The sequence below is a fragment of the Streptomyces sp. NPDC015346 genome, assembly GCF_043078785.1.
GTDB lineage: Bacteria > Actinomycetota > Actinomycetes > Streptomycetales > Streptomycetaceae > Streptomyces.
The window spans coordinates 414,914-436,224 of the sequence record NZ_JBIBTW010000001.1 but is presented as its reverse complement, the minus strand read 5'-3'; the positions used below and the strand labels follow the sequence as shown (position 1 = coordinate 436,224).

Sequence of the window (21,311 nt, the reverse complement as noted above, 5' to 3'; positions counted from 1 at the left end):
GTCGTCAGCCTCCCGGCTTCGTACGGAAGGTGTGCGGCGCCGGTCGGTCGATGCCGTCAGGAGCCGGATAGCGAGCCTGGTAGCGCCCCGAGGGCAGCTTGCGAACGCGGCCGAAGGACCGCTTCTTGCCCGCCATCAGGCCACGCTCCTCAGACGCCGTGCGGTCGGCTCGATGGTGTTGGCCGCGACGCAGGCCGAAACGGCGCTTTCGGGGATGCGGACGTGTCGGCCGACCTTCACGAAGGTGATGCGACGCTCCTCGATGAGCCGCCGGGGGAACCGGACGGTGGTTCCGAGGAGTTCGGCGACTTGGTCAACGCTCAGCAGTCGGTCCATGGTCACCACTCCCCCGTGATGTCGGTGGCTTCGAGTCCTGCGAGTTCTTCGCGTGCGGTGTCGCGGTTGGTCTTGATGTCGCGGGCGATGGACTGGGCGAGCCAGGACTCACCCGGGGTGTGGCCATGCCCGGCGTAGGTCCAGTGAGCGATCACTAGCGTGGAGCCCTCCGCGTCGTCGGGGTCGGGCAGGCCGCGTTCGCGTCGTTCCTGGTTGGCGCGGTAGTCGGCGCGGGTCTGACGCAGGGCCCCGAGGGTGGTCGAGTAGGCCCGGGACTTGGTGGAGAAGTGACCGCGGAAGCCGAGCATGTGCGACCAGCGGGCCAGCAGCCGGTCCGGATAGTCGGCATCGAGGTCCCAGCAGGCTTCAATCAGGCGCCGGGTATGCGCGGGCAGGTCGAAGCGGGCCAGCTCTCCGAGTTCGCCGATGCGGCGGTCGACGGTGCCGGTCGTCTCGGCGGCCTTGGTGGCGTACTTGGCGACGTAGGCGGCGACGGCCTGTTCGGTCAGCTCCTCATGGCCGAGAGCCCCGATCGGCTGGACATCGACCTGCGTGCCCCAGGTGAGCGTTCGGGAAGGCTGGGCACCAGCCGCAGGCACAGTGACAGCGACACGAGCGGCAGCCGCGCGGATCGAGTCGTCCAGGAGCTCCACCGATGCCCAGGACGGAGGAGCCATGTCGGGCCCGCCCGGACCATCGAGACGGACCACGGCGTGAAAGTGGATCGCTCCGCGCTTCTGGAACTCGGCGACCTTCCCGAAGGACACCCGGCAGGAGTCGGCGAGGGCGCGCTGGGAGAGTCCGGCGCGGGCTGCGATCTCGCGGCGCAGGTAGATCGTGAACCGCTGCCACAACTGGCCCGCGTGGTTGTTCCACAGCACCGCACCCGCGTAGTCGTACCGAGCGGGATCGAGCGCCGTACCGAGGGCCGGATCATTCTCGTCATGCGCGGCGGCGCAGCGGCAGCGACCGGAAGCCGGGCGGTTGTGCACCGGCCCGAACGACGGGGCGGTCAGCGTCGCGAAGACCCGGGGATGGTCCCGGACTGTGGCGGGAACATTCTTCCGCTCGTCGCCGGTGATCCCGGCCCGGATCAGGTGGTACGTGTCCCCCGCGTACGTCCAGGCGCACGACGGGCAGCGCGAGGCCCGCCGGTTGCCGCAGGCGACCCGTAACCGGCCACCGGGCTCATCAGCGGTCGAGTACGAGTAGAGGACGTCCCCGGTGCGGCGGTCGCGGGTGACGGTGGTCCCGGTCAGGTGGATCGGATCGGAGCAGCCGCCTGTCCGCCGGATCTGTTCCTGCCAGCGGTCGAAGCCCGGGGTGGAGGCGACCCGTAGAAGGTCGGCGAGGGTCAGTGGGTCGGTGCCCACAGCCGCCGCCACATCAGCGACAGCGGCCGGGGCGACGGGGAGCCGGGTCACGCGGCCACCGCCACCGGCTGGGCGGTCTCGAAGATCGGCTGGTCCGAGCGCTCCATCGCGGCGGCGCTAACGCCCGGGACAGGGCCGAGCGTGACCAGCGTTGCCGTGCGCATTGCCAGGTGGAACCGCTTCTCCACGGGGAAGCGGGCGACGTGAGCGGCGGTGTGGCCCGGCTTGGCCTCGTCGTCCACCCACAGACGCATGTACCCACTGGCGCATGCGGCCGACCGGTACAGATCCTCCAGCCCCAGCCGGGCGGCCCCTGGACGATCCAGTCACACAGCTTCTGGTCATCCGCCCTGCGGTAGCGGTACGAGGTCGGCATGTCCGAGGCGTAGAGCGCGACGGCTCGTTCCATGTTCGACAGGTCCCGGACCGAGACCGGCGCGGACTCCATGACCATGAGCGTTGCGGGCATGATGGAAGCTCCCTTCACGGGGAGCCGGGGCGGTGACTTGCTTGGCGGTAGGGCGCCGCCCCGGCGCGGCTAACTGGCTTGAGCCAGCTACTGGCTTAAGCCAGTTGAGCATAGGCAATTGCCTGCGTCAAGGCGCTGGCTTAAGCCAGTTGCTATGCTCGTTCTATGACGACGCCCGGAGCCTCATCGCAGCAGCCAGCAAGCAGGCGGATCGCGGAGGATCTGCGCATGGACATCGAGAGCGGACAGCTCTCCCCCGGAGACAAGCTCCCCTCCGAACGCGCCCTCGCCGAGCAGTACGGCGCAGCGCGGAACACCGCCCGCGAGGCTATTCGGATCCTCGCGGAACAGGGACTGGTGACCGCCCGGCAAGGCCGAGGGGTCTTCGTTCGCGAGCCTCAGCGGCTCTTCCGGTTCGGCAGTGACCGCTACTCACTCAAGAACCGCGAGACGGGACTCACGCCCTTCCGGCTCGAAGCGAAGCGGCAGGGCAAGGAAGCGCGCATCGAAGTCGTGAGCATTGAGCGAGAGACCCCGCCGCGCGATGTTGCCGAGCGGCTCAAAGTGCCGGCGGACGAGCCGAGCGTGGTGCACCGGGAGAACCACTACTTCGCCGACGACGAGCCCGTCCAGATCGTGTCGACGTTCCTGCGCTGGGACGAGGCGCAGGGGACGCTCCTGATGCAGCCGAAGACCGGCAAGCACGGGATCTACGGCCGACTCGAAGAGCTGGGGCACGTGATGACCCGTGTTCGAGACGAGATCAGCACCCGTATGCCGACGCCGGAGGAGGCGGCCGTTCTCGATCTCCTCCCGGGGGTACCGGTGCTTGAGGTTCTCCACACCAGCCTGGATCAGGACGGTGTGCCGTTCGAGGTGTCCCGGTACGTGCACCGAGGAGATCAGACCGGCTTGCTGTACGAACTGACCGTCGAGTAACCGAGGAGCCCACATGGGAAGCGCTGTCGTTCGCCCCTTCGAGGAAGCCGACCTTTCTGGCGCTGCATCAGCGCTTGTCGAGGTGCACGCCACGGACGGATATCCCGTCGAAGGTGTGGCCGACCCGGAGGGCTGGGTGCGGTCGGCGAACGTACTGGCTTCGTGGGTTGCCGACATGAGCGGAAAGATCGTCGGGCATGTGTCGCTCATGCGACCGCAGGGTGAGGACGCGGTATCCCTGTGGGTCGAGCAGAGCGGGGACGACGAGGAACACGTAGCAGTGCTGGCCCGGCTCTTCGTACTCCAGGAGGCTCGGAAGCACGCCGTCGGCGAGAAGCTCATGCGGGCCGCGATGGAGTACGCACAGGACCGAGGCATCCGCCTTGTGCTCGATGTCATGACCAAGGACACCGCCGCCATCCGCCTATACGAGCGACTGGGATGGTTCAAGATCGGCGAGGCTTCGCACTCGTACGGCGAGGGCCAGCAGATCGAGGCCATCTGCTTCGCCGCTCCCAGCGCGTAATCACGAGGGGCCTGTTACAGGTTTCTCTACCTCATCAAGGCGGCTCGCTCCGCTCGCCGCGCGCGGCCCCGGCTCCAACGCCGGGGCCCGACGCTCCTGTCTCCGCCCCGCTCCGTGCCCCGGCTCCGCCGGCCGCGCGGCTAGAGCGAGCACACCTGATGCAGTGGACGGTAGCCCGCGGTGGCTGGGCCCGGTCGGCTCCACGGCTTTAGGCAGCCACCATGGGGCGAGCCTCGAAGATCGGGGGCCCACATCGGGCTATTGCGGGCAGGTCCAGAGACTGCCCGAGTCGCGGGAAGCTTACGGGCCCCCGATCTCTCGCCCCATGGCAGCTCCCGCCCAAAGCCGCTCCACCGACCTCTGAGGGTCAGCCGCGCCACCCATGCTGGCGTCAGTCAGCGCAGCCAGTCGTCCTCGCCCCCAGGACCCACCATGATCGGGTCGATTCCGTGTCCGGTCAGATGCCACGACTCGTACTGTGGGTCCGGGCCGACCCAGAGCCCGGCGCCATCCTGGAAGTCGACGACCAATGCGCCACGGTCACGCACGTCGACCGAAGTGACCGACTGTCCGTAAAGCGCCAGGACAGGTGCGAGGCTCACTCCTGTGCCGGGGTCCAGCTCATGCCACTCGCCTGCAGCGTCCCGGAGCAGGAACGGCGTCTCCACTACCAGCTCAGCATCCAGCCGGTATCCCTCGTCCGGATCGAGGGCACACAGGCTCAGCCGCACCTGCTGATCAAATGACATGCGCTCCACCCGTGAGCCGATCAAGGCCACTGGAACCTTCACGCCGCCTCCCACATCCATGGCAAGCCGACAACCCAACGGCTCGACATCGTAGGTGCAGTCACGTTCCCCACGCCGTGCCCCCTGCGTGCCCGATCAGCAGGATACGAGCGGGGAACCACGGGGTAGAGCGGACAGCCGACGGCTCCCCCGCAGGTCACGGCCTCGCAGCTCAGCGGACATCCGCATACGGCGTCTTCCAAACTAGCTACGCGGGTTCGATTCCCGTCGCCCGCTCCAGCCGCCTCCGGCCCGGCCCCTTCCGAGGGACCGGGCCGGAGGCGTTCGACGATCCGCGCTCCTCAGAACTTGATGGAGCTGACGGTCTGCGTTATCGAGTCGAGGAAGCGCTGGATGTCGTCGGCCATGCCGGTCGAGGCGAGGAAGAAGCCGAAGAGCACCGCGACGACGGCCGGGCCGCCCTTGAGGTTTCCGCCGCGGATCAGCACCACCAGGATGATTGCCAACAGCAACACCACAGACAGTGAAATGGCCACAACTGATCACACCCTCGGTCGGTCCCACGTTGCCCACCGGGGGCTCACGTCGCACCGCACCCCCCGCTGCATCCATCGTGCCATCAACCCCCTTGCCCATGCTGGGTCGTGACGAACCGTCGTGGACAAGATCACGCCTGGTGGACGGGGTCCTCCCGGTGCTCGGCCGGGAGGGGAAGCCGAAGAGAGAGATAGAGCACACCCGTACAACCAAGGGCTCTTTGCCCTGATTAGTCGTACATCAGTACCGGGTCAGGGCGCTTTTCCGTCACTCTGTACCGCTTATGTCCCTTATGCGCGAAAGGGTTTGGCCACAGGATCCCCACAGTTAAGGTCCTCGGATGTCCTCCGCTACGCAGCACAGCGCCAGGGCTCCGCTTCCCGAGGGCAAGGGTGCGGGGCCGGTCCCGACGACGCAGGGTCAGGGCGACGCGGCTCCCCGCAGGTCCACCCTTCGCGATCCCTACTTCGACAACGCGAAGTACCTCGCGATCCTGCTGGTCGTCCTGGGGCATGTCTGGCCGACGGTCATCGAAGGCAGCCGGGCCACCCGGGGCATGTACATGTTCGTCTACACGTTCCACATGCCGGTCTTCATCCTCATATCCGGCTACCTCTCCCGCAGCTATACGGGGCGGCCCGACCAGCTGAAACGTCTCCTCACCGGCGTCGCCGTGCCGTACGTCGTCTTCGAGGTGGCGTACACGCTGTTCACCCGGTGGGGGACCGACAGCCACCGGCCCTTCAGCCTGCTGCACCCGACATACCTCATGTGGTTCCTGATAGCCCTGTTCGTCTGGCGTCTGACCACTCCTTTCTGGCGCGTCGTGCGGTGGCCGGTGGCGACCTCCCTCGCGATCGCCGGGCTCGCCTCGATCACGCCCGCCATCGGCGGCGCCCTGGACCTGACCCGCGTGCTCCAGCTCCTGCCGTACTTCGTGATGGGGCTCTGCATGAAGCCGGAGTACTTCGCCTTCCTGCGGCGGCGGCCGGTGCGGATCGCTTCCGTGGCGGTGTTCGCCGTATCGGTCCCGCTCTTCTACTGGCTGGCCCCCACCTTCTTCCTGAACTGGTTCTACCGCTCCAGGAGCGTGCAGGAGATGGGCGTCGGAGTGGGCCGCGGTCTGTTCCTGATCGGGCTCCTCTTCCTCTGCACGCTCGTGCTGACGGCGGCGTTCCTCTCCCTGGTCCCCGGAAGCCGGCGCTGGTTCACCGTGCTCGGTGCGGGCACCATCTGCGGCTATGTGCTGCACGGCTTCCTGATCCGGGGCGCCACCTACCTCGGGGTCTTCGAGCACTACCCGTGGCTCAGCACCCCGGTGGGCCGGGTGGCCGTGAGCCTCACCGCCCTCGCCGCGATCACGCTGCTGTGCACTCCGCCGGTGCGCCGGCTGCTGAAGTGGGTGACGGAGCCCGAGATGGCCTGGGCGTTCCGCAAGGAGACGGCGACGGCCGGGCGGGTCTGACCACGAGGACGAGCGAGGCCTGGGCCCGCGTTCGGACCGGCGATCGCCGGCCGGGACGCGGGCTCAGGCCTTTCGGCTGATCAGGAGGAGGGCGCGGTCGTCGTTGACGTCCTTCGCGCAGGCTTCGATCAGGTGCCAGGCCGCGCCCTCGAAGCCCGAGGCGACGTAGCGGTCGGCCTCGCCGGTCAGGCGGTCGATGCCCTCGGCGATGTCCCGGTCCGCGGACTCGACGAGGCCGTCGGTGAAGAGCATCAGCACGTCTCCGGGGAGCAGGGAGCCCTTGACTGGGTGGAATTCCGCGCCGTCGTAGACGCCGAGGAGCGGGCCCTCGCCGCTCTTCTCCTCCCAGCGGCCGCTGCCCGCGTGGAGCTGGAGTGCGGGCAGGTGGCCGGCGGAGAGCAGTTCGTAGTCGCCCGACTCCAGGTCGAGGACGAGGTGGATGGAGGTGGCGAAGCCCTCGTCCCAGTCCTGGCGGAGGAGATAGCCGTTGGCGGCCGGCAGGAAGGCGTGCGGGGGCAGCGAGCCGAGGAGGCCGCCGAAGGCCCCGGAGAGCAGCAGGGCGCGCGAGCCCGCGTCCATGCCCTTGCCGGAGACGTCCGTGAGCAGGACCTCCAGCGTCCGGCCGCCGTTCGTACGGGCCGCGACGACGAAGTCGCCGGAGAAGGACTGGCCGCCGGCCGGGCGCAGTGCCATCTCGCGGTGCCAGCCCTGCGGAAGCCGGGGCAGGGCGCTCTGGACCCGGATGCGTTCGCGCAGGTCGAAGAGCATGGTTCCGCCGCGCCGCCAGGGCACGCCGACCCGGGCCCGGAACTGGGCGATGAGCAGTCCGAAGAGTCCGCAGGCCGCGACCACCAGGACCGTTCCGGGCGTGACGTGGGCCGGGCCCTGCGTGTACGGGCCGAGGACGACGGACTCGACGATCAGGGCGCCGGCGGCCGTCGCGTACAGACCGAGCAGGCTCGCGGGGCGCAGCAGCAGCCCGCCGGCCACGATCGGCAGGACGAGCGCGACGGGCGAGCACCACACGGGATTGGTGAGTGTTCCCCAGGTGATCGCGGGGATGGTGAGGAGCAGACCGGCGAAGGCGACCCAGTCGGAGCCCTCGCCCCGGAAGTAGTCGACACCGGATCTGCGCAGCGCGACGCGGGCCCGGTGTGCGCTCTTGCGCATCCGGGCCGTGTACGAGGCGACACCCGCGCGATCTCCCATTGGGCTGGACCCTATCCATCCGGTCGGACCTCGTGCAGGGGGACCCCTGAGACATTGCGCCGGAAATCGGGTCGCGTCGGTCCGGCGGGCGCTGATATCGATGGCATATGACGATGGAACTTCGGGTGCTCGACCCGGCGGAGTGGGACGACTGGTACGGGACGCTGGAGCTCGCTTTCGGCGGTGTTCCGGAGTCCCCCGAGGAGGCGAAGCTCTGGCGGGAGCTGACGGAGTACGACCGTTCGATCGGTGTATGGGACGGCGAGCGGTGCGTCGGTACGGCCGGCGCGTTCACGTTCCGGCTGTCCGTGCCGGGTGGGGAGATCGTGCCGGCGGCGGGCGTCACGATGGTGAGCGTGGCCGCGACGCACCGGCGGCGCGGGATCCTCACCTCGATGATGCGGCGTCAGCTGGACGACGTGCGGGCGGGGGGTGAGCCGCTGGCCGTTCTGACGGCCTCGGAGCCGGAGATCTACGGACGGTTCGGCTACGGCATCGGGGCGTACGCGACGCGGGCGGTGATCGACACGACCCGGGTGCGGCTCTCGGTGCCGGACGGCACGGACGACGTGGTGCTGCGGCAGGTCGATCCGGCGAAGGCCACGGCGGAGCGCGAGGCGGTCTACGCGCGCCGGGTCCCGGCCCGGCCGGGCATGCCGGTCCGGCAGCCGGGGTGGGAGCGGTTGCCGCTGCTCGATCCGGAGGCGGGGAGGGACGGGGCGTCGCCCCGGCAGTGCGTGCTGGCGGAGCGGGACGGGGAGGTCGTCGGGTACGCGCTGTACGCGGTCAAGCCGGAGTGGTCGTACACCGGGGCGGAGGGCAGCGTGCTGCTGAAGGACCTGGAGGCGCTGGACCCGGTGACGGAGGCGGCGCTGTGGCGGTTCCTCTGCTCCATCGACCTGACCTCGTCCGTCCGGATCCACAGCAGGCCGGTGGACGACGGATGGCAGCACCTGGTGAGCGACATCCGGCGCTGCGCGCCGACCCAGCGGGACGGGCTGCATGTGCGTCTGGTGGACGTGGGCGCGGCCCTTGAGGCGCGGAGGTATCAGGCGCCGGTGGACGTGGTGTTCGAGGTGGCGGACGCGTTCTGTCCGTGGAACGAGGGGCGTTGGCGACTGACGGGGGACGCGGAGGGGGCGGTTTGTACCCGTACGGATGAGGCGGCGGATCTGGCTCTGTCGGTACGGGAGTTGGGGGCGGCGTACCTCGGGGGAACCTCGCTGGTCTCCCTGGCCGCGGCGGGACGGGTGCGGGAACTCCGGGCCGGTGCCTTGGTGGCGGCGTCCGTGGCGCTCGGGTCACCGGTCGCGCCGTGGTTGCCGCACGGGTTCTAGGGGGTGTCTTGCCGATCAGGCCGGATCAGCGAGCGGGGTCTGGTGCATGGGGCGTCCCCAGGCCCGCCAGGGCCGAGGGGACGGATCGCAAGGCGGAGGAGGGAGACAACGCGGTGGGGGCACCTCCCGTGCCCGAAGGGCTACGGGGGAGTTGGCGACCGACGACAACGCGGCGAGGCGCGGTGCCAGGGCACGCGAGCCCGGCATGATCGGCAAGACACCCCCTAGGGGAGTGTCTTGCCGAGGCGGGTTCAGGTCCGCTGGCAGGCCGGGCACCAGAAGAGGTTGCGGGCCGCGAGGTCGGCGGTGCGGATCTCGGTGGTGCAGATGTGGCAGGGCTGGTGGGCCCGGCGGTAGACGTAGACCTCGCCGCCGTGGTCGTCGACGCGCGGGGGGCGGCCCATCGCCTCGGGGGTGTGCTCGGGGCGGACCGTGTCGATGCGGTTGAGGCGGACGCCCTCGCGCATCAGGGCGGTCAGGTCCGTCCAGATCGCCTGCCACTCCCCCGCCGTCAGGTCCCTGCCCGGGCGGTATGGGTCGATGCCGTGGCGGAAGAGGACCTCGGCGCGGTAGACGTTGCCGACGCCCGCGACGACCTTCTGGTCCATGAGCAGGGCCGCGATCGTCGTACGGGACTTCGATATCCGGCGCCAGGCCTTGTCGGCTCCGTCGGCGTGGTCGGCGTCCCGGAGCGGGTCGGGGCCGAGGCGGTCGTGGATCGCCCGCTTCTCGGCGTCCGTGATGAGGGCGCACGTGGTGGGGCCGCGCAGGTCGACGTACGACTCGGGGTTCGCCAGGCGCAGCCGGACGGTGTCGGTGGGCGGGGGCGCCGGGGCGTCGCCGAAGTTCACCTTGCCGAAGAGGCCCAGGTGGATGTGGACCCACTCCCCGCCGAGGCCGCCGAAGCCGAGGAAGAGGTGTTTGCCGTGGGCCTCGGTGGTCTCCAGGACCGTGCCGTCCAGCAGGGCCGCCGAGTCCGCGAACTTGCCCTGCGGGCTGGAGGCACGCACAGGCCGGCCGCCGAACCGTTCCCGGTGGTCGGCGGCCAGACGGTGGATCGTGTGCCCCTCGGGCATCAGGCGGTCGGCTCCTGCGGGTGGTGGGCCGGGATCGGGGGGAGCTCGCCGGTCGTCTCGTAGGCCGAGAGCATGTCGATCCGGCGGGTGTGACGCTCGTCACCGGAGTACGGAGTGCTCAGGAAGATCTCGACGAACTTCGTCGCCTCCTCCTGGGTGTGCATCCGGCCGCCGATGGAGACCACGTTGGCGTTGTTGTGCTCGCGGCCGAGGGCGGCGGTCTGCTCGCTCCAGGCGAGGGCCGCGCGCACCCCCTTCACCTTGTTCGCGGCGATCTGCTCGCCGTTGCCCGAGCCGCCGATGACGATGCCCAGGCTGTCGGGGTCCGCGGCCGTCTTCTCGGCGGCACGCAGGCAGAACGGCGGGTAGTCGTCCAGGGCGTCGTAGATGTGGGGACCGCAGTCGACGGGCTCGTGGCCATGGGCCTTCAGCCACTCGACGAGGTGGTTCTTGAGTTCGAAGCCGGCATGGTCGGAGCCGAGGTACACGCGCATGGTTCCGAGTGTGGCACGACGGGAGCGGGGTATCGGTCAGCGGGGTCGGGACCTTCGTCCGTGCCGGTGGGGGCCTTTCGCCCTTGCGCAACGATCCGGAATCAGGGCTTCCGAAGGACCGGGCACACGGTGTTCAATGCTCGGGCTCGCGATCCGAGCACTCCCCAGACCTAAGGAAGCGTTCATGACCACGCAACCGACCCTTGCGAAGGAAGGCGGCACCACCGGAAACCCCGGTGAATCCCAGCCCTCCGACGGACTCAAGGCCGGTCTCAAGAACCGCCACCTCTCGATGATCGCCATCGGTGGTGTCATCGGTGCCGGCTTGTTCGTCGGCTCCGGTTCCGGCATCGCCGCCGCCGGCCCCGCCATCCTTCTCTCGTACGCGCTCGTCGGCACGATGGTCGTGTTCGTGATGCGGATGCTCGGCGAGATGGCGGCCGCCCGGCCGTCGTCCGGCTCCTTCTCCGCCTACGCGGACCAGGCCCTGGGCCGCTGGGCCGGTTTCACCATCGGCTGGCTGTACTGGTTCTTCTGGGTCGTCGTGCTCGCCGTCGAGGCGACCGCCGGCGCGGTGATCCTGGAGTCCTGGATCCCGGCCGTCCCGCAGTGGGCCTGGGCGCTCATCGTGATGGTGGTGCTGACCGCGACCAACCTCGCCTCCGTCTCCTCGTACGGGGAGTTCGAGTTCTGGTTCGCCGGGATCAAGGTCGTCGCCATCGCCGCCTTCGTCGTCGTCGGCCTCCTCGCCGTCTTCGGGCTGCTGCCGGGTTCCGACAACCCGGGCGCGGGCTTCGCGCACCTCACCGACGCCGGGGGCTTCCTCCCCCTGGGCGCCGGCGCGATCCTCACCGGTGTGCTGATGGTCGTCTTCTCCTTCATGGGCAGCGAGATCGTCACCCTCGCCGCCGGCGAGTCGGAGGACCCGCAGAAGGCCGTCACCAAGGCGACCAACAGCGTGATCTGGCGGATCGGCGTCTTCTACCTCGGCTCGATCTTCGTCGTCCTCACGCTCCTGCCGTGGAACGACAAGTCGATCGTCGAGAAGGGCTCGTACGTCGCCGCGCTCGACTCCATCGGCATCCCGCACGCCGGTCAGGTCATGAACGTCATCGTGCTCACCGCGGTGCTCTCGTGCCTGAACTCGGGCCTCTACACCGCCTCCCGCATGGCCTTCTCGCTCGGCCGGCGCGGCGACGCGCCCGCGTCGTTCGCCCGCGTGAACGCGCGCGGTGTGCCGACGGCCGCGATCCTCGGCTCGGTGGTCTTCGGCTTCGTCGCGGTCTTCTTCAACTACAAGTGGCCCGACACCGTCTTCGCCTTCCTGCTCAACTCCTCGGGTGCCGTGGCGCTCTTCGTCTGGCTGGTCATCTGTGTGACGCAGCTGCGGATGCGCGGCATCATCCTGCGCGAGACGCCCGAGAAGCTGATCGTGCGGATGTGGCTCTTCCCGTACCTGACCTGGGCGACGATCGCGATGATCGTCTTCGTCCTCGGCTACATGCTCTACGACGGCGGCAGCGCGCGGGAGCAGGTCGTGCTGTCCCTGCTGGTGGCGGCGCTGGTGCTGGTGGTCGCGCTGGTCAAGGAGCGGTTCGCGAAGGCCACGCGCGACGAGCAAGCGGTGATCGACCACTGATCGGCCGCTGATCGGCCGCTGATCGGCCGCTGATCAGCCCTTCCGGCCGATGAGCTTCCAGGCGGTCGGCAGCATGCCCATCGCGAGCGCGGCCTTGAGCGCGTCGCCGATCAGGAACGGGGTCAGGCCGGCCGCGACGGCCTGGGGCAGCGACATGCCGGTGGCGAGGGCGAGATACGGCACGCCCACCGCGTAGATGATCAGGGAGCCGAGCGCCATCGTGCCCGCCGTGCGGAGCACGGAGCGGTCGGCTCCCCGGCGCGCGAGGGCGCCGACGACGGTGGCGGCGAGCAGCATGCCGAGGATGTAGCCGAAGGAGGGCATCGCGTAGCCGGAGGTGGCCTGAGCGAACCAGGGCATGCCCGCCACGCCGACGAGGGTGTAGAGGGCGAGGGAGAGGAAGCCGCGGCGGGCGCCGAGCGCCGTGCCGACGAGCAGGGCCGCGAAGGTCTGGCCCGAGACCGGGACCGGGGAGCCGGGGACCGGGACGGCGATCTGCGCGGCGATGCCGGTGAGCGCGGCGCCGCCGACGACGAGCGCGATCTCGCGAGCCCGGCTCGCGGGGACGAGGTCGGCGAGAACCGTTCCCGGGCGGAGGGAACGGACGGGGGCGGCAGCGATGCTCATCGGTACTCCGCGGGGGTGACGGGTGAGGGACAGGTTGACCGTAGTCGAGGAGTGAACGCTCGATCACCATCAGCCGCCCACAAAGCGGGGGTTGGGCACTTCGTCGGGATCGGACAAAGAACGGGCGCCAATCCTCTCGACGCGTGAGACTCGTCACTTGGCACTGTCGCCATGAGGTCCCTTTTGCGTCAGGAGGCGGTCACCGGAGAGACTGTGGGGTCTCCATAAATCCCTTTGCGAATCCAGCGAGAGCACGAGCCCTTCCCATGCACGACGCGCCGCCCGCCACCTCGGCTCCCCTCGCTCCCGAACCGGAGCCGCTCTCCCACGGTCTGAAGCAGCGTCACCTGACGATGCTGGGCCTGGGCGGGGTGATCGGCGCCGGACTCTTCGTCGGCTCGGGCGCGGGCATCGCGGTCGCGGGACCGGGCATCGTCCTGTCGTACCTGATCGCGGGCGCGCTCGCGATGCTGGTCATGCGGATGCTCGGCGAGATGTCGGCGGCGATGCCGGCCTCGGGCGCGTTCTCGGTCCACGCGGAGCGGGCGCTCGGCCGCTGGGCGGGTTTCTCGGTGGGGTGGCTGTACTGGTTCCTGCTGGTCGTCGTCCTCGCGGTGGAGGCGACGGGCGCGGCGCGGATCGCGCACGGCTGGGTCCCGGGGGTGCCGCAGTGGGGCTGGGTACTGATCTTCATGATCGTGTTCACCGCCACCAACCTGGCGGCGGTGAAGAACTTCGGCGAGTTCGAGTTCTGGTTCGCCGCGCTCAAGGTCGGCGCGATCGTGCTGTTCCTGATCCTGGGGGCGCTGGCGGTCGTCGGCTGGCTTCCCGACACGGACCCGGTGGGGATGACGAACCTGACCGGGCAGGGTGGCTTCCTGCCGGCCGGCTGGGAGGGCGTGATCTCCGGTGTCCTCGCCGTCGTCTTCGCCTTCGGCGGCCTCGAGGTCGTGACGATCGCGGCGGCCGAGTCCGACGACCCGGCGCGCAACGTGGCGCGCGCGGTGCGCAGCGCGGTCTGGCGGATCCTCTTCTTCTACGTCGGTTCGATGCTGGTCGTCGTGACCCTGCTGCCCTGGACCTCGATGGAGCCTGGCCAGTCCCCGTACGTGGCCGTCCTGGACTCCCTCGGGGTGCCGTCGGCCGGTCAGATCATGAACATCGTGGTCTTCGTGGCGCTGCTCTCGGCCCTCAACGCGAACCTGTACGGCTCCTCGCGGATGGTCTTCTCGCTCGCGGAGCGCGGGGAGGCGCCGAAGGGGCTGCTGCGGGTCTCGGGCGGCGGAGTGCCGCGCCGGGCCGTACTCGCCTCGGTGGCCTTCGGCTTCGTGTCGGTGCTGCTCAATCTGAAGTGGCCGGATTCGGTCTTCCTCTACATGCTCAACGCGGTCGGCGCCGTCCTGCTCTTCGTCTGGGGCCTGATCGCGGTCTCGCAGCTGAAGCTGCGCCGCCGGATCGAGCGCGAGGCGCCCGAGACGCTGACGCTGAAGATGTGGGGCTTCCCCTGGCTGACGTGGGCGGCGCTTGCCGCCATGGGGGCGGTGCTGGTCCTGATGCTGACCGACGAGGGGGCGCGGCCGCAGGTGTTGTGGTCGGCGGCGGCGACCGGGGCGGTCCTCCTCGTGGCGTGGGTGCGAGAATTGCGCACGAAGCGGAGGTAGTCCTTCACCTTGTGTGAACCTGGTGCCCGTATAGCGGACATCTGTTCCCTGTAAGCGGTGCGCCCGCCCAGACTGTGGCGCGTTCCCCCGTCTGAGCCAATGAACAGGGCGGCCCATGTCCCGGACCACCGCGCCCGCGCCCGTCGACCGCAAGGACGACGCGGCGACTTCCTCGCACGGCCTCTCGCACGGCCTCAAGCAGCGCCATCTCTCGATGATCGCCCTCGGTGGCGTCATCGGCGCCGGCCTCTTCGTCGGCTCCGGAGCCGGCATCGCCGCCGCCGGCCCCTCGATCGTGGTCGCGTACGCCCTATCCGGGCTCCTCGTCATGCTCGTGATGCGCATGCTCGGCGAGATGTCGGCGGCGAACCCGGCCTCCGGCTCCTTCTCCGTCCACGCCGAGCGGGCCATCGGCCCATGGGCCGGCTTCACCGCGGGCTGGTCCTTCTGGTTCCTGCTCTGCGTGGCCGTCGGCCTGGAGGGCATCGGCGCGGCCAAGATCATGACCGGCTGGTTCCCCGGCACCCCGGAGTGGGCCTGGGTGGCCCTCTTCATGGTGGTGTTCTGCGGGACCAACCTGGCGGCCGTGAAGAACTTCGGTGAGTTCGAGTTCTGGTTCGCCGCCCTGAAGGTCGGCGCGATCGTCCTCTTCCTGGGCATCGGCGTGCTCGCCATCGTCGGCGTCCTGCCCGGCACCGACTCCCCCGGCGCCGCCAACCTCACCGGCGACGGCGGGTTCTTCCCCCACGGCTCCGAGGGGCTGATCGTCGGGTTGCTCGCCTCCGTCTTCGCGTACGGCGGTCTGGAGACGGTCACGATCGCCGCGGCCGAGTCCGAGCACCCCGTCAAGGGGGTCGCCACGGCGGTCCGTACGGCGATGTGGCGCATCGCGCTCTTCTACATCGGCTCGATGGCGGTCATCGTCACGCTCGTCCCGTGGGACGACAAGGCGGTCGTCGAGAAGGGCCCGTACGTCGCCACCCTGGACCACCTGGGCATCCCCGCCGCCGGCCAGATCATGAACGTGGTCGTGCTTGTCGCCCTGCTCTCGGCCATGAACGCCAACATCTACGGCGCCTCCCGGATGGCCTGCTCGCTGGTCGCCCGCGAGCAGGGACCGAAGGCGCTGGGCCGGACGTTCGGCGGCGTGCCGCGCACGGCGGTGCTGGTCTCCTCGGTCTTCGGCTTCGTCTGCGTGCTGCTCAGCTACTGGCGGCCCGAGGACGTCTTCATCTGGCTCCTGAACACCATCGGCGCGATCATCCTCGTCGTCTGGTTCTTCATCGCCGTCTCCCAGCTGGTGCTGCGCCGCAGGACCGAGCGCGAGGCGCCCGAGAAGCTGGTCGTGAAGATGTGGGCGTACCCGGTGCTGACCTGGGTGGCGCTGGCCGGCATGGCGGCGATCTTCTTCCTGATGGCCCGCGAGGAGGGCACCCGGGTGCAGCTGTACGCGACGGGCGGCCTCACGGTCGTGCTGGCCGTGATCGGCTTCGCCCTCCAGAAGGTGCGCCAGGGGCGGGCGTCGCAGGACGCCTGACCCGCACGTACGACGAGAGCCCCCGGACCGGTCGGTCCGGGGGCTCTCGCGTTCTCCGGCACGAGACCTAGGGCCAAGGGCTGATCGATTCGGGGCACTGCTGCTGCTACCCTGCACCTGCATATAGGTTGCAATAAGCACCAGCAGCGAGAGGCTCGGCACATGGCGATCTACACCCTTCCGGAACTGCCGTACGACTACGCGGCGCTGGAGCCGGTGATCAACCCGCAGATCATCGAGCTGCACCACGACAAGCACCACGCCGCCTACGTCAAGGGCGCGAACGACACCCTGGAGCAGTTGGAAGAGGCGCGCGACAAGGAGCAGTGGGGCGCGATCAACGGCCTGGAGAAGAACCTGGCCTTCCACCTCTCCGGCCACATCCTGCACTCCATCTACTGGAACAACATGGACAGCCCGAAGGACGGCGGCGGCGGCGAGCCGCTGGCGGCCGACGGCGTCGGTGAGCTCGCCGACGCGATCACCGAGTCCTTCGGCTCGTTCGCCAAGTTCAAGTCCCAGCTGACCAAGGCCTCGGCGACCACCCAGGGTTCCGGCTGGGGCGTCCTCGCGTACGAGCCGATCAGCGGCCGGCTGATCGTCGAGCAGGTCTACGACCACCAGGGCAACGTCGGCCAGGGCTCGATCCCGGTCCTCGTCTTCGACGCCTGGGAGCACGCCTTCTACCTGCAGTACAAGAACCAGAAGGTGGACTTCATCGAGGCCATGTGGCAGGTCGTCAACTGGCAGGACGTGAACAAGCGCTACCAGGCCGCCAAGAGCTCCGTCCCGCTGATCTCCATCTGACCCTTCTCCGCCAGTACCCCTCAGTCGTCCTGCTCGTGATCGTCTTCTCAACCTTCACCGGGCGGGCGGAAGGAGAACCCCCGTGATTGGGGGCACCCCCAGAGGCAGCTCTGGGGGAGAGTCACGGGGGTTCTCCTGTACTACTCGAAGCTCGGCGCCGCCGTCCGCGTGCGCTTGATCTCGTAGAAGCCGGGCGTCGACGCCACGAGCAGCGTGCCGTCCCACAGCCGGGCCGCCGCCTCGCCGCGCGGGGTCGGGGTGACCACGGGACCGAAGAAGGCGACATGGTCGCCGTCCGCGCCCGGGACGGAGATGACCGGCGTGCCCACGTCCTGGCCGACCTTCTCGATGCCCTCCTTGTGGGAGGCGCGCAGCTCGGTGTCGTACGTGTCCTTCTCGGCGTAGTCGGCCAGCTCGGCCGGCAGGCCGACGTCCGCGAGGGCGGCGGAGATCGCCTCGCGGGTGGGGCCCTCGCCGTTGTTGTGGAAGCGGGTGCCGAGCGCCGTGTAGAGCTTGCCGACCACGTCGTCACCGTGCAGCTGCTGGGCCGCGACCACCACGCGGACCGGGCCCCAGGCCTGCGTCTCCAGCATCTCGCGGTACTCGGCCGGGACCTCGTCCAGCTTGTCCTCGTTGAGGACCGCCAGGCTCATCACCTTCCAGCGCACGTCGACCGGGCGCACCTTCTCCACCTCCAGCATCCAGCGGGAGGTCATCCAGGCCCAGGGGCACAGCGGGTCGAACCAGAAGTCGGCGGTGGTCCTGCTCTCGGACATCTCACTCCTCAGGGACGGATCTCTACGCGCCGAAGGGACCAACACCACCGGTCGGCGGCGGCATTCCCCGAGTGCCGCGTGTCAGCCCCACATGGGAGGATCGGTGCTGTTTCTGACGCGCCACGAAGGAGTGACCGTGCCCGGTGAGAACCTGTCCCGCGACGAGGCCCGCGAGCGGGCCGAGCTGCTGTCCGTCGACGGATACGAGGTGGCCCTCGATCTGCGCTCGGCGGTCGGCGAGTCCGGTGAGGGGGCGCGGACGTTCCGCTCGGTGACGACGATCCGCTTCCGGCGTACGGGGACGGGCTCGGCGACCTTCGTGGACCTGGTGGCCCCCGCCGTGACCTCGGTGGAGCTGAACGGGCGGTCGCTGGACCCGGCCGCCGTCTTCGACGGCTCGCGGATCGCGCTCGACGGCCTCGCCGACGACAACGTGCTGGTGGTGGACGCTCAGTGCGCCTACAGCCGGACCGGTGAGGGCATGCACCGCTTCGTCGACCCGGAGGACGGTGAGGTCTACCTCTACACGCAGTACGAGCCGGCCGACGCCCGCCGGGTGTACGCGAACTTCGAGCAGCCCGACCTCAAGGCGCCCTACCGCTTCGCGGTGACGGCGCCGGAGGGCTGGACGGTCTGGTCGAACGGGGTGGGCGAGCGCGGCGAGGACGGGGTGTGGCGCTTCGCGGAGACGGCGCCCATCTCCACGTACATCACCTGTGTCGTCGCGGGGCCGTACCACTACGTCACGGACACCTACAAGCGGACCCTCCAGGACGGGACCCAGCTGGAGATCCCGCTCGGCGCGATGTGCCGCAAGGGGCTCGCGAAGCACTTCGACGCGGACGACGTCTTCCTCGTCACCAAGCAGGGCTTCGACTTCTTCCACGACAACTTCGACTTTCCGTACCCCTTCGGGAAGTACGACCAGGCCTTCGTCCCCGAGTACAACCTCGGCGCGATGGAGAACCCGGGCATGGTGACCTTCCGCGAGGAGTACATCTACCGGGGCAAGGTCACCCAGGCCGCGTACGAGCGGCGGGCCAACGTCATCCTGCACGAGATGGCGCACATGTGGTTCGGCGACCTGGTCACGATGGTGTGGTGGGACGACCTGTGGCTGAAGGAGTCCTTCGCCGACTTCATGGGTTCGTTCTCCCTCGCGGAGGCGACGCGGTTCGCCAACAGCTGGGTGACCTTCGCCAACAACCGCAAGTCGTGGGCCTACCGGGCCGATCAGCTGCCGTCCACGCACCCGATCACGGCCGACATCCGTGACCTGGAGGACGCCAAGCTGAACTTCGACGGCATCACGTACGCCAAGGGCGCCTCGGTGCTGAAGCAGCTGGTGGCGTACGCGGGGCGGGACGCGTTCCTGGAGGGCGCCCGCCGCTACTTCAAGCGCCACGCCTACGGCAACACCCGCCTCGGCGATCTGCTGTCCGTCCTGGAGGAGACCTCCGGGCGCGACATGAAGGCCTGGTCGCGGTCCTGGCTGCAGACCTCCGGCGTGAACGCGCTGACACCGGTGGTGACGTACGGCGGTGAGGGCCGGATCACCGAACTGGCCGTCCTCCAGGACGGCGAGGAGCTGCGTCCGCACCGGGTGAGGGTGGGGCTGTACCGACGGACCGAGGCCGGAGCGCTGGAGCGCTACAGCGTCGAGGAGTTGGACGTCGACGGGCCCCGGACCGTGGCCGCGTACACGGCCGGCGCCGAGGCTCCGGACCTCGTCCTCGTCAACGACGACGACCTGACCTACTGCAAGATCCGCTTCGACGAGGGATCGCTGGCCACGCTGCGCGCCCACCTCGGCGACATCACCGACCCGCTGGCCCGCGCGCTGTGCTGGTCGGCGCTGTGGAACCTCACGCGGGACGGTCTGATGCCGGCCCGGGACTTCGTCTCCGTCGCGCTGCGGTTCGCGGGCCAGGAGACGGAGATCGGCGTGCTGCAGATGGTGCACACCTGGGCGAGGTCGGCGGTCACGCACTACGCGGCGGCCGAGTGGCGCCAGGAGGGCGGCCGGCTGCTCGCCGAGGGCGGGCTGCGCGAGCTGCGCCTCGCGGAGCCGGGCAGCGAGCACCAGCTGACCTGGGCGCGCTTCTTCGCCTCCGTGGCCTCCTCCGACGCCGACCTCCAGCTTCTGGAGGGGCTCCTCGCGGGCACGGCCGCGATCGACGGGCTCGACGTCGACCAGGAGCTGCGCTGGTCGTTCCTGGAGCCGCTGGCCGCGCACGGCCGCGCGGACGAGACCAGGATCGACGAGGAGCTGGCCCGCGACGACACGGCGACCGGCAAGCGCCACCAGGTCCGCTGCCTGGCGGCCCGCCCGTCGGCCGCCGTCAAGGCGCAGGCCTGGGCGCAGGTCGTGGAGTCGGACGCGCTGTCGAACGCGCTGGTGGAGGCGACGATCGCGGGCTTCGCCCAGCCCTCCCAGCGCGAGTTGATCGCGCCGTACACGGAGAAGTACTTCGCGGCGATCGAACGGGTGTGGGCCGAGCGCTCGATCCAGATCGGGATGGACGTCGTACGCGGACTCTTCCCGGGGCTGCAGGACGACGAGCGGACGCTCGCGGCGACGGACGCGTGGCTCGCGGCGCACGAGGACGCGGCGCCGGCGCTGCGCCGTCTCGTGCTGGAGGCGCGGGACGACCTGGCGAGGGCCCTGCGCGGGCAGGCGTGCGACCGTCTCGCGGCGTAGCGGACGGACCGGCTGTCGGCCCCGGTGGTGAGCGGTGCTCGCCGCCGGGGCCGATCGCGTGTGTGCCGGGATTCGGGGGCGGGACAAGGGGGCATGATCGGCACTCGAACGCGCGTACTTTAGGACGAGCTTGTCCCGGAATGTCGACGGCCCTGTAACAGCGGTTAGCGGAGGCCCGGGCGGCGGAAGACCCCCGGCATGAACCACAACACCCCCATCTCCCCCCGCCCCCTCCCCCGTTCCGGCGAAGACCGGCTGCACGAGGCGCTCCACTACGTCCGGCGCCGCGGCACCGTCCCCGCCCAGGGCCCCGAGGCGATGATCACCGGTCTCGCCGCACTCGCCCTTCACCGCTTCTCCTCGGCTCCCCCGCTGCCCGCCCTCGGCCGGATCGACGTCCTGGTGCCCCGCACCCGCCGCCTGCGCTCCACCGGCGGCGTCCGGGTGGTCCGCGCCCAGGACCTCCCCGAGCCGCTGGAGATCGCCGGCGTGCCGGTCGCCCCGGTCGCGCGGGCGCTCGCCGACGCGCTCTCCGGCCTGGACGACGCGGGGGTGGTACGGCGCCTGCTCACCGAGGCCGTCCGCGCGGGCCACTGCGAACCCGGCACGGTGGTACGGGAGTTGAACCGGGGCCGGCTCCTGAACCAGCCCCACGTGGTGGACGCGGTCGACGCGCTGCTCGCCGAGGGCCGGTCGATCGCCGAGGAGCGGCTCTACGAGATGGTGCGGGAGTTCGCGCTCCCGGACCCGCTGTGGAACGTGGACCTGCGGCTGCCGGGCGGCCCGCACCTCGGCGGACTCGACGCCTACTGGCCGGACCAGGCGGTGGCCGTGGAGCTGGACACCCGGGCGCCGAGACAGGACGACGACGCACTGTGGTCGGAGTACACCCGTAAGCGAGAGCACCTGGAGCGGCTCGGCATCACGGTCGTCCACATCACCCCGCGTAAACTGCGCGAGGCGATGGAGCAGCAGGCCACCGTGGTCCGTACGGCGCTGATGGCCGCGACGGACCGGCAGCCGGCCGCCTATGTCGTCGTCCTGCCCCGGTAG

21 protein-coding genes are annotated in these 21,311 nt (G+C 69.8%); 10 read left to right on the top strand and 11 right to left on the bottom strand.

What is annotated here, in order from left to right:
• Window positions 1-4 precede the first annotated feature (4 nt).
• From ACF06X_RS01945 to ACF06X_RS01930, 4 genes are read right to left on the bottom strand one after another with little or no spacing between them, the layout of a single operon-like run.
• Window positions 5-136 (bottom strand): hypothetical protein, encoded by a 132-nt coding sequence (locus ACF06X_RS01945; RefSeq protein ID WP_392285219.1) that lies wholly within the window; start codon window positions 134-136, stop codon window positions 5-7.
• Complete coding sequence (locus tag ACF06X_RS01940; protein ID WP_392285218.1) at window positions 136-336, bottom strand: excisionase family DNA-binding protein; 201 nt, start codon at window positions 334-336, stop codon at window positions 136-138. Before ACF06X_RS01940 ends, ACF06X_RS01945 begins: the two co-directional genes overlap by 1 nt.
• Before the next feature lie 2 nt (window positions 337-338).
• Complete coding sequence (gene repSA / locus ACF06X_RS01935; RefSeq protein ID WP_392285217.1) at window positions 339-1,760, bottom strand: replication initiator protein RepSA; 1,422 nt, start codon at window positions 1,758-1,760, stop codon at window positions 339-341.
• Entirely contained in the window at window positions 1,757-1,963 is a 207-nt protein-coding gene (locus ACF06X_RS01930; protein ID WP_392285216.1) for a hypothetical protein, read from the bottom strand. Before ACF06X_RS01930 ends, repSA begins: the two co-directional genes overlap by 4 nt.
• A 380-nt stretch (window positions 1,964-2,343) precedes the next feature.
• On the opposite strand from ACF06X_RS01930, the gene ACF06X_RS01925 reads away from it, so the two are divergent.
• Both ACF06X_RS01925 and ACF06X_RS01920 read left to right on the top strand, forming a co-directional pair.
• A complete protein-coding gene (locus ACF06X_RS01925; RefSeq protein WP_392285215.1) occupies window positions 2,344-3,117 on the top strand; it encodes a GntR family transcriptional regulator in 774 nt (257 codons plus the stop codon).
• A gap of 13 nt (window positions 3,118-3,130) precedes the next feature.
• Window positions 3,131-3,643, top strand: coding sequence for a GNAT family N-acetyltransferase (locus ACF06X_RS01920; protein ID WP_392285214.1), 513 nt, complete (start codon window positions 3,131-3,133; stop codon window positions 3,641-3,643).
• Between the two features lie 395 nt (window positions 3,644-4,038).
• Here the strand turns inward: ACF06X_RS01920 and ACF06X_RS01915 are convergent, their stop codons facing one another.
• Window positions 4,039-4,434 carry a DUF6188 family protein gene (locus ACF06X_RS01915; RefSeq protein ID WP_392285213.1) on the bottom strand — a complete coding sequence of 132 codons (396 nt, stop codon included), beginning with the start codon at window positions 4,432-4,434 and terminating at the stop codon, window positions 4,039-4,041.
• A 299-nt stretch (window positions 4,435-4,733) separates the two neighbouring features.
• Window positions 4,734-4,928 (bottom strand): hypothetical protein, encoded by a 195-nt coding sequence (locus ACF06X_RS01910; protein WP_361848085.1) that lies wholly within the window; start codon window positions 4,926-4,928, stop codon window positions 4,734-4,736.
• Window positions 4,929-5,269: 341 nt separating this feature from the next.
• Between ACF06X_RS01910 and ACF06X_RS01905 the strand changes: the two genes are divergently transcribed.
• On the top strand, window positions 5,270-6,394 hold the full coding sequence (locus tag ACF06X_RS01905) for an acyltransferase family protein (protein ID WP_392285212.1): 1,125 nt from the start codon (window positions 5,270-5,272) through the stop codon (window positions 6,392-6,394).
• A gap of 63 nt (window positions 6,395-6,457) precedes the next feature.
• On the opposite strand, the gene ACF06X_RS01900 is transcribed toward ACF06X_RS01905, so the two are convergent.
• Window positions 6,458-7,603 carry a PP2C family protein-serine/threonine phosphatase gene (locus tag ACF06X_RS01900; RefSeq protein WP_392285211.1) on the bottom strand — a complete coding sequence of 382 codons (1,146 nt, stop codon included), beginning with the start codon at window positions 7,601-7,603 and terminating at the stop codon, window positions 6,458-6,460.
• A gap of 107 nt (window positions 7,604-7,710) precedes the next feature.
• On the opposite strand from ACF06X_RS01900, the gene ACF06X_RS01895 reads away from it, so the two are divergent.
• Window positions 7,711-8,940, top strand: a complete 1,230-nt coding sequence (locus ACF06X_RS01895; protein WP_392285210.1) for a GNAT family N-acetyltransferase — start codon at window positions 7,711-7,713, stop codon at window positions 8,938-8,940.
• A 251-nt stretch (window positions 8,941-9,191) separates the two neighbouring features.
• Here ACF06X_RS01895 and ACF06X_RS01890 read toward each other — a convergent pair whose 3' ends face one another.
• Together ACF06X_RS01890 and ACF06X_RS01885 are read right to left on the bottom strand one after the other, a co-directional pair.
• Complete coding sequence (locus ACF06X_RS01890; protein WP_392285209.1) at window positions 9,192-10,016, bottom strand: Fpg/Nei family DNA glycosylase; 825 nt, start codon at window positions 10,014-10,016, stop codon at window positions 9,192-9,194.
• Complete coding sequence (locus tag ACF06X_RS01885) at window positions 10,016-10,510, bottom strand: ribose-5-phosphate isomerase (RefSeq protein WP_383178414.1); 495 nt, start codon at window positions 10,508-10,510, stop codon at window positions 10,016-10,018. Before ACF06X_RS01885 ends, ACF06X_RS01890 begins: the two co-directional genes overlap by 1 nt.
• 184 nt (window positions 10,511-10,694) lie before the next feature.
• Here ACF06X_RS01885 and ACF06X_RS01880 point away from each other — a divergent pair, with 184 nt between their 5' ends.
• Window positions 10,695-12,149, top strand: a complete 1,455-nt coding sequence (locus ACF06X_RS01880; protein WP_392285208.1) for an amino acid permease — start codon at window positions 10,695-10,697, stop codon at window positions 12,147-12,149.
• 33 nt (window positions 12,150-12,182) lie between these two features.
• On the opposite strand, the gene ACF06X_RS01875 is transcribed toward ACF06X_RS01880, so the two are convergent.
• Window positions 12,183-12,776: a biotin transporter BioY gene (locus ACF06X_RS01875; RefSeq protein ID WP_392285207.1), complete on the bottom strand. Its 594-nt coding sequence runs from the start codon at window positions 12,774-12,776 to the stop codon at window positions 12,183-12,185.
• A gap of 266 nt (window positions 12,777-13,042) precedes the next feature.
• Here ACF06X_RS01875 and ACF06X_RS01870 point away from each other — a divergent pair, with 266 nt between their 5' ends.
• The 3 genes from ACF06X_RS01870 (at window position 13,043) to ACF06X_RS01860 (ending at window position 16,781) form a co-directional block, all read left to right on the top strand.
• Window positions 13,043-14,437 carry an amino acid permease gene (locus tag ACF06X_RS01870; RefSeq protein WP_392285206.1) on the top strand — a complete coding sequence of 465 codons (1,395 nt, stop codon included), beginning with the start codon at window positions 13,043-13,045 and terminating at the stop codon, window positions 14,435-14,437.
• Between the two features lie 115 nt (window positions 14,438-14,552).
• Window positions 14,553-15,974 (top strand): amino acid permease, encoded by a 1,422-nt coding sequence (locus ACF06X_RS01865; RefSeq protein ID WP_392285205.1) that lies wholly within the window; start codon window positions 14,553-14,555, stop codon window positions 15,972-15,974.
• A 162-nt stretch (window positions 15,975-16,136) separates the two neighbouring features.
• Window positions 16,137-16,781, top strand: coding sequence for a superoxide dismutase (locus ACF06X_RS01860; protein ID WP_392285204.1), 645 nt, complete (start codon window positions 16,137-16,139; stop codon window positions 16,779-16,781).
• Between the two features lie 140 nt (window positions 16,782-16,921).
• Here the strand turns inward: ACF06X_RS01860 and ACF06X_RS01855 are convergent, their stop codons facing one another.
• Window positions 16,922-17,557 carry a DsbA family protein gene (locus tag ACF06X_RS01855; RefSeq protein WP_392285203.1) on the bottom strand — a complete coding sequence of 212 codons (636 nt, stop codon included), beginning with the start codon at window positions 17,555-17,557 and terminating at the stop codon, window positions 16,922-16,924.
• Window positions 17,558-17,693: 136 nt separating this feature from the next.
• Between ACF06X_RS01855 and pepN the strand changes: the two genes are divergently transcribed.
• Together pepN and ACF06X_RS01845 are read left to right on the top strand one after the other, a co-directional pair.
• Complete coding sequence (gene pepN, locus ACF06X_RS01850) at window positions 17,694-20,258, top strand: aminopeptidase N (RefSeq protein ID WP_392285202.1); 2,565 nt, start codon at window positions 17,694-17,696, stop codon at window positions 20,256-20,258.
• Window positions 20,259-20,456: 198 nt separating this feature from the next.
• Window positions 20,457-21,311 carry a hypothetical protein gene (locus ACF06X_RS01845; protein ID WP_392285201.1) on the top strand — a complete coding sequence of 285 codons (855 nt, stop codon included), beginning with the start codon at window positions 20,457-20,459 and terminating at the stop codon, window positions 21,309-21,311.

Bases quoted from the DNA above. Each gene is read 5' to 3' on its own strand.
- ACF06X_RS01905 (WP_392285212.1), top strand. From the start codon at position 5,270: ATGTCCTCCGCTACGCAGCACAGCGCCAGGGCTCCGCTTCCCGAGGGC.
- ACF06X_RS01865 (WP_392285205.1), top strand. From the start codon at position 14,553: ATGTCCCGGACCACCGCGCCCGCGCCCGTCGACCGCAAGGACGACGCG.
- ACF06X_RS01880 (WP_392285208.1), top strand. From the start codon at position 10,695: ATGACCACGCAACCGACCCTTGCGAAGGAAGGCGGCACCACCGGAAAC.
- ACF06X_RS01895 (WP_392285210.1), top strand. From the start codon at position 7,711: ATGACGATGGAACTTCGGGTGCTCGACCCGGCGGAGTGGGACGACTGG.
- ACF06X_RS01925 (WP_392285215.1), top strand. From the start codon at position 2,344: ATGACGACGCCCGGAGCCTCATCGCAGCAGCCAGCAAGCAGGCGGATC.
- ACF06X_RS01930 (WP_392285216.1), bottom strand. From the start codon at position 1,963: ATGCGTCTGTGGGTGGACGACGAGGCCAAGCCGGGCCACACCGCCGCT.
- ACF06X_RS01855 (WP_392285203.1), bottom strand. From the start codon at position 17,557: ATGTCCGAGAGCAGGACCACCGCCGACTTCTGGTTCGACCCGCTGTGC.
- ACF06X_RS01885 (WP_383178414.1), bottom strand. From the start codon at position 10,510: ATGCGCGTGTACCTCGGCTCCGACCATGCCGGCTTCGAACTCAAGAAC.
- ACF06X_RS01870 (WP_392285206.1), top strand. From the start codon at position 13,043: ATGCACGACGCGCCGCCCGCCACCTCGGCTCCCCTCGCTCCCGAACCG.
- ACF06X_RS01940 (WP_392285218.1), bottom strand. From the start codon at position 336: ATGGACCGACTGCTGAGCGTTGACCAAGTCGCCGAACTCCTCGGAACC.
- ACF06X_RS01875 (WP_392285207.1), bottom strand. From the start codon at position 12,776: ATGAGCATCGCTGCCGCCCCCGTCCGTTCCCTCCGCCCGGGAACGGTT.
- ACF06X_RS01860 (WP_392285204.1), top strand. From the start codon at position 16,137: ATGGCGATCTACACCCTTCCGGAACTGCCGTACGACTACGCGGCGCTG.
- ACF06X_RS01945 (WP_392285219.1), bottom strand. From the start codon at position 136: ATGGCGGGCAAGAAGCGGTCCTTCGGCCGCGTTCGCAAGCTGCCCTCG.
- ACF06X_RS01900 (WP_392285211.1), bottom strand. From the start codon at position 7,603: ATGGGAGATCGCGCGGGTGTCGCCTCGTACACGGCCCGGATGCGCAAG.
- ACF06X_RS01845 (WP_392285201.1), top strand. From the start codon at position 20,457: ATGAACCACAACACCCCCATCTCCCCCCGCCCCCTCCCCCGTTCCGGC.
- ACF06X_RS01920 (WP_392285214.1), top strand. From the start codon at position 3,131: ATGGGAAGCGCTGTCGTTCGCCCCTTCGAGGAAGCCGACCTTTCTGGC.
- ACF06X_RS01890 (WP_392285209.1), bottom strand. From the start codon at position 10,016: ATGCCCGAGGGGCACACGATCCACCGTCTGGCCGCCGACCACCGGGAA.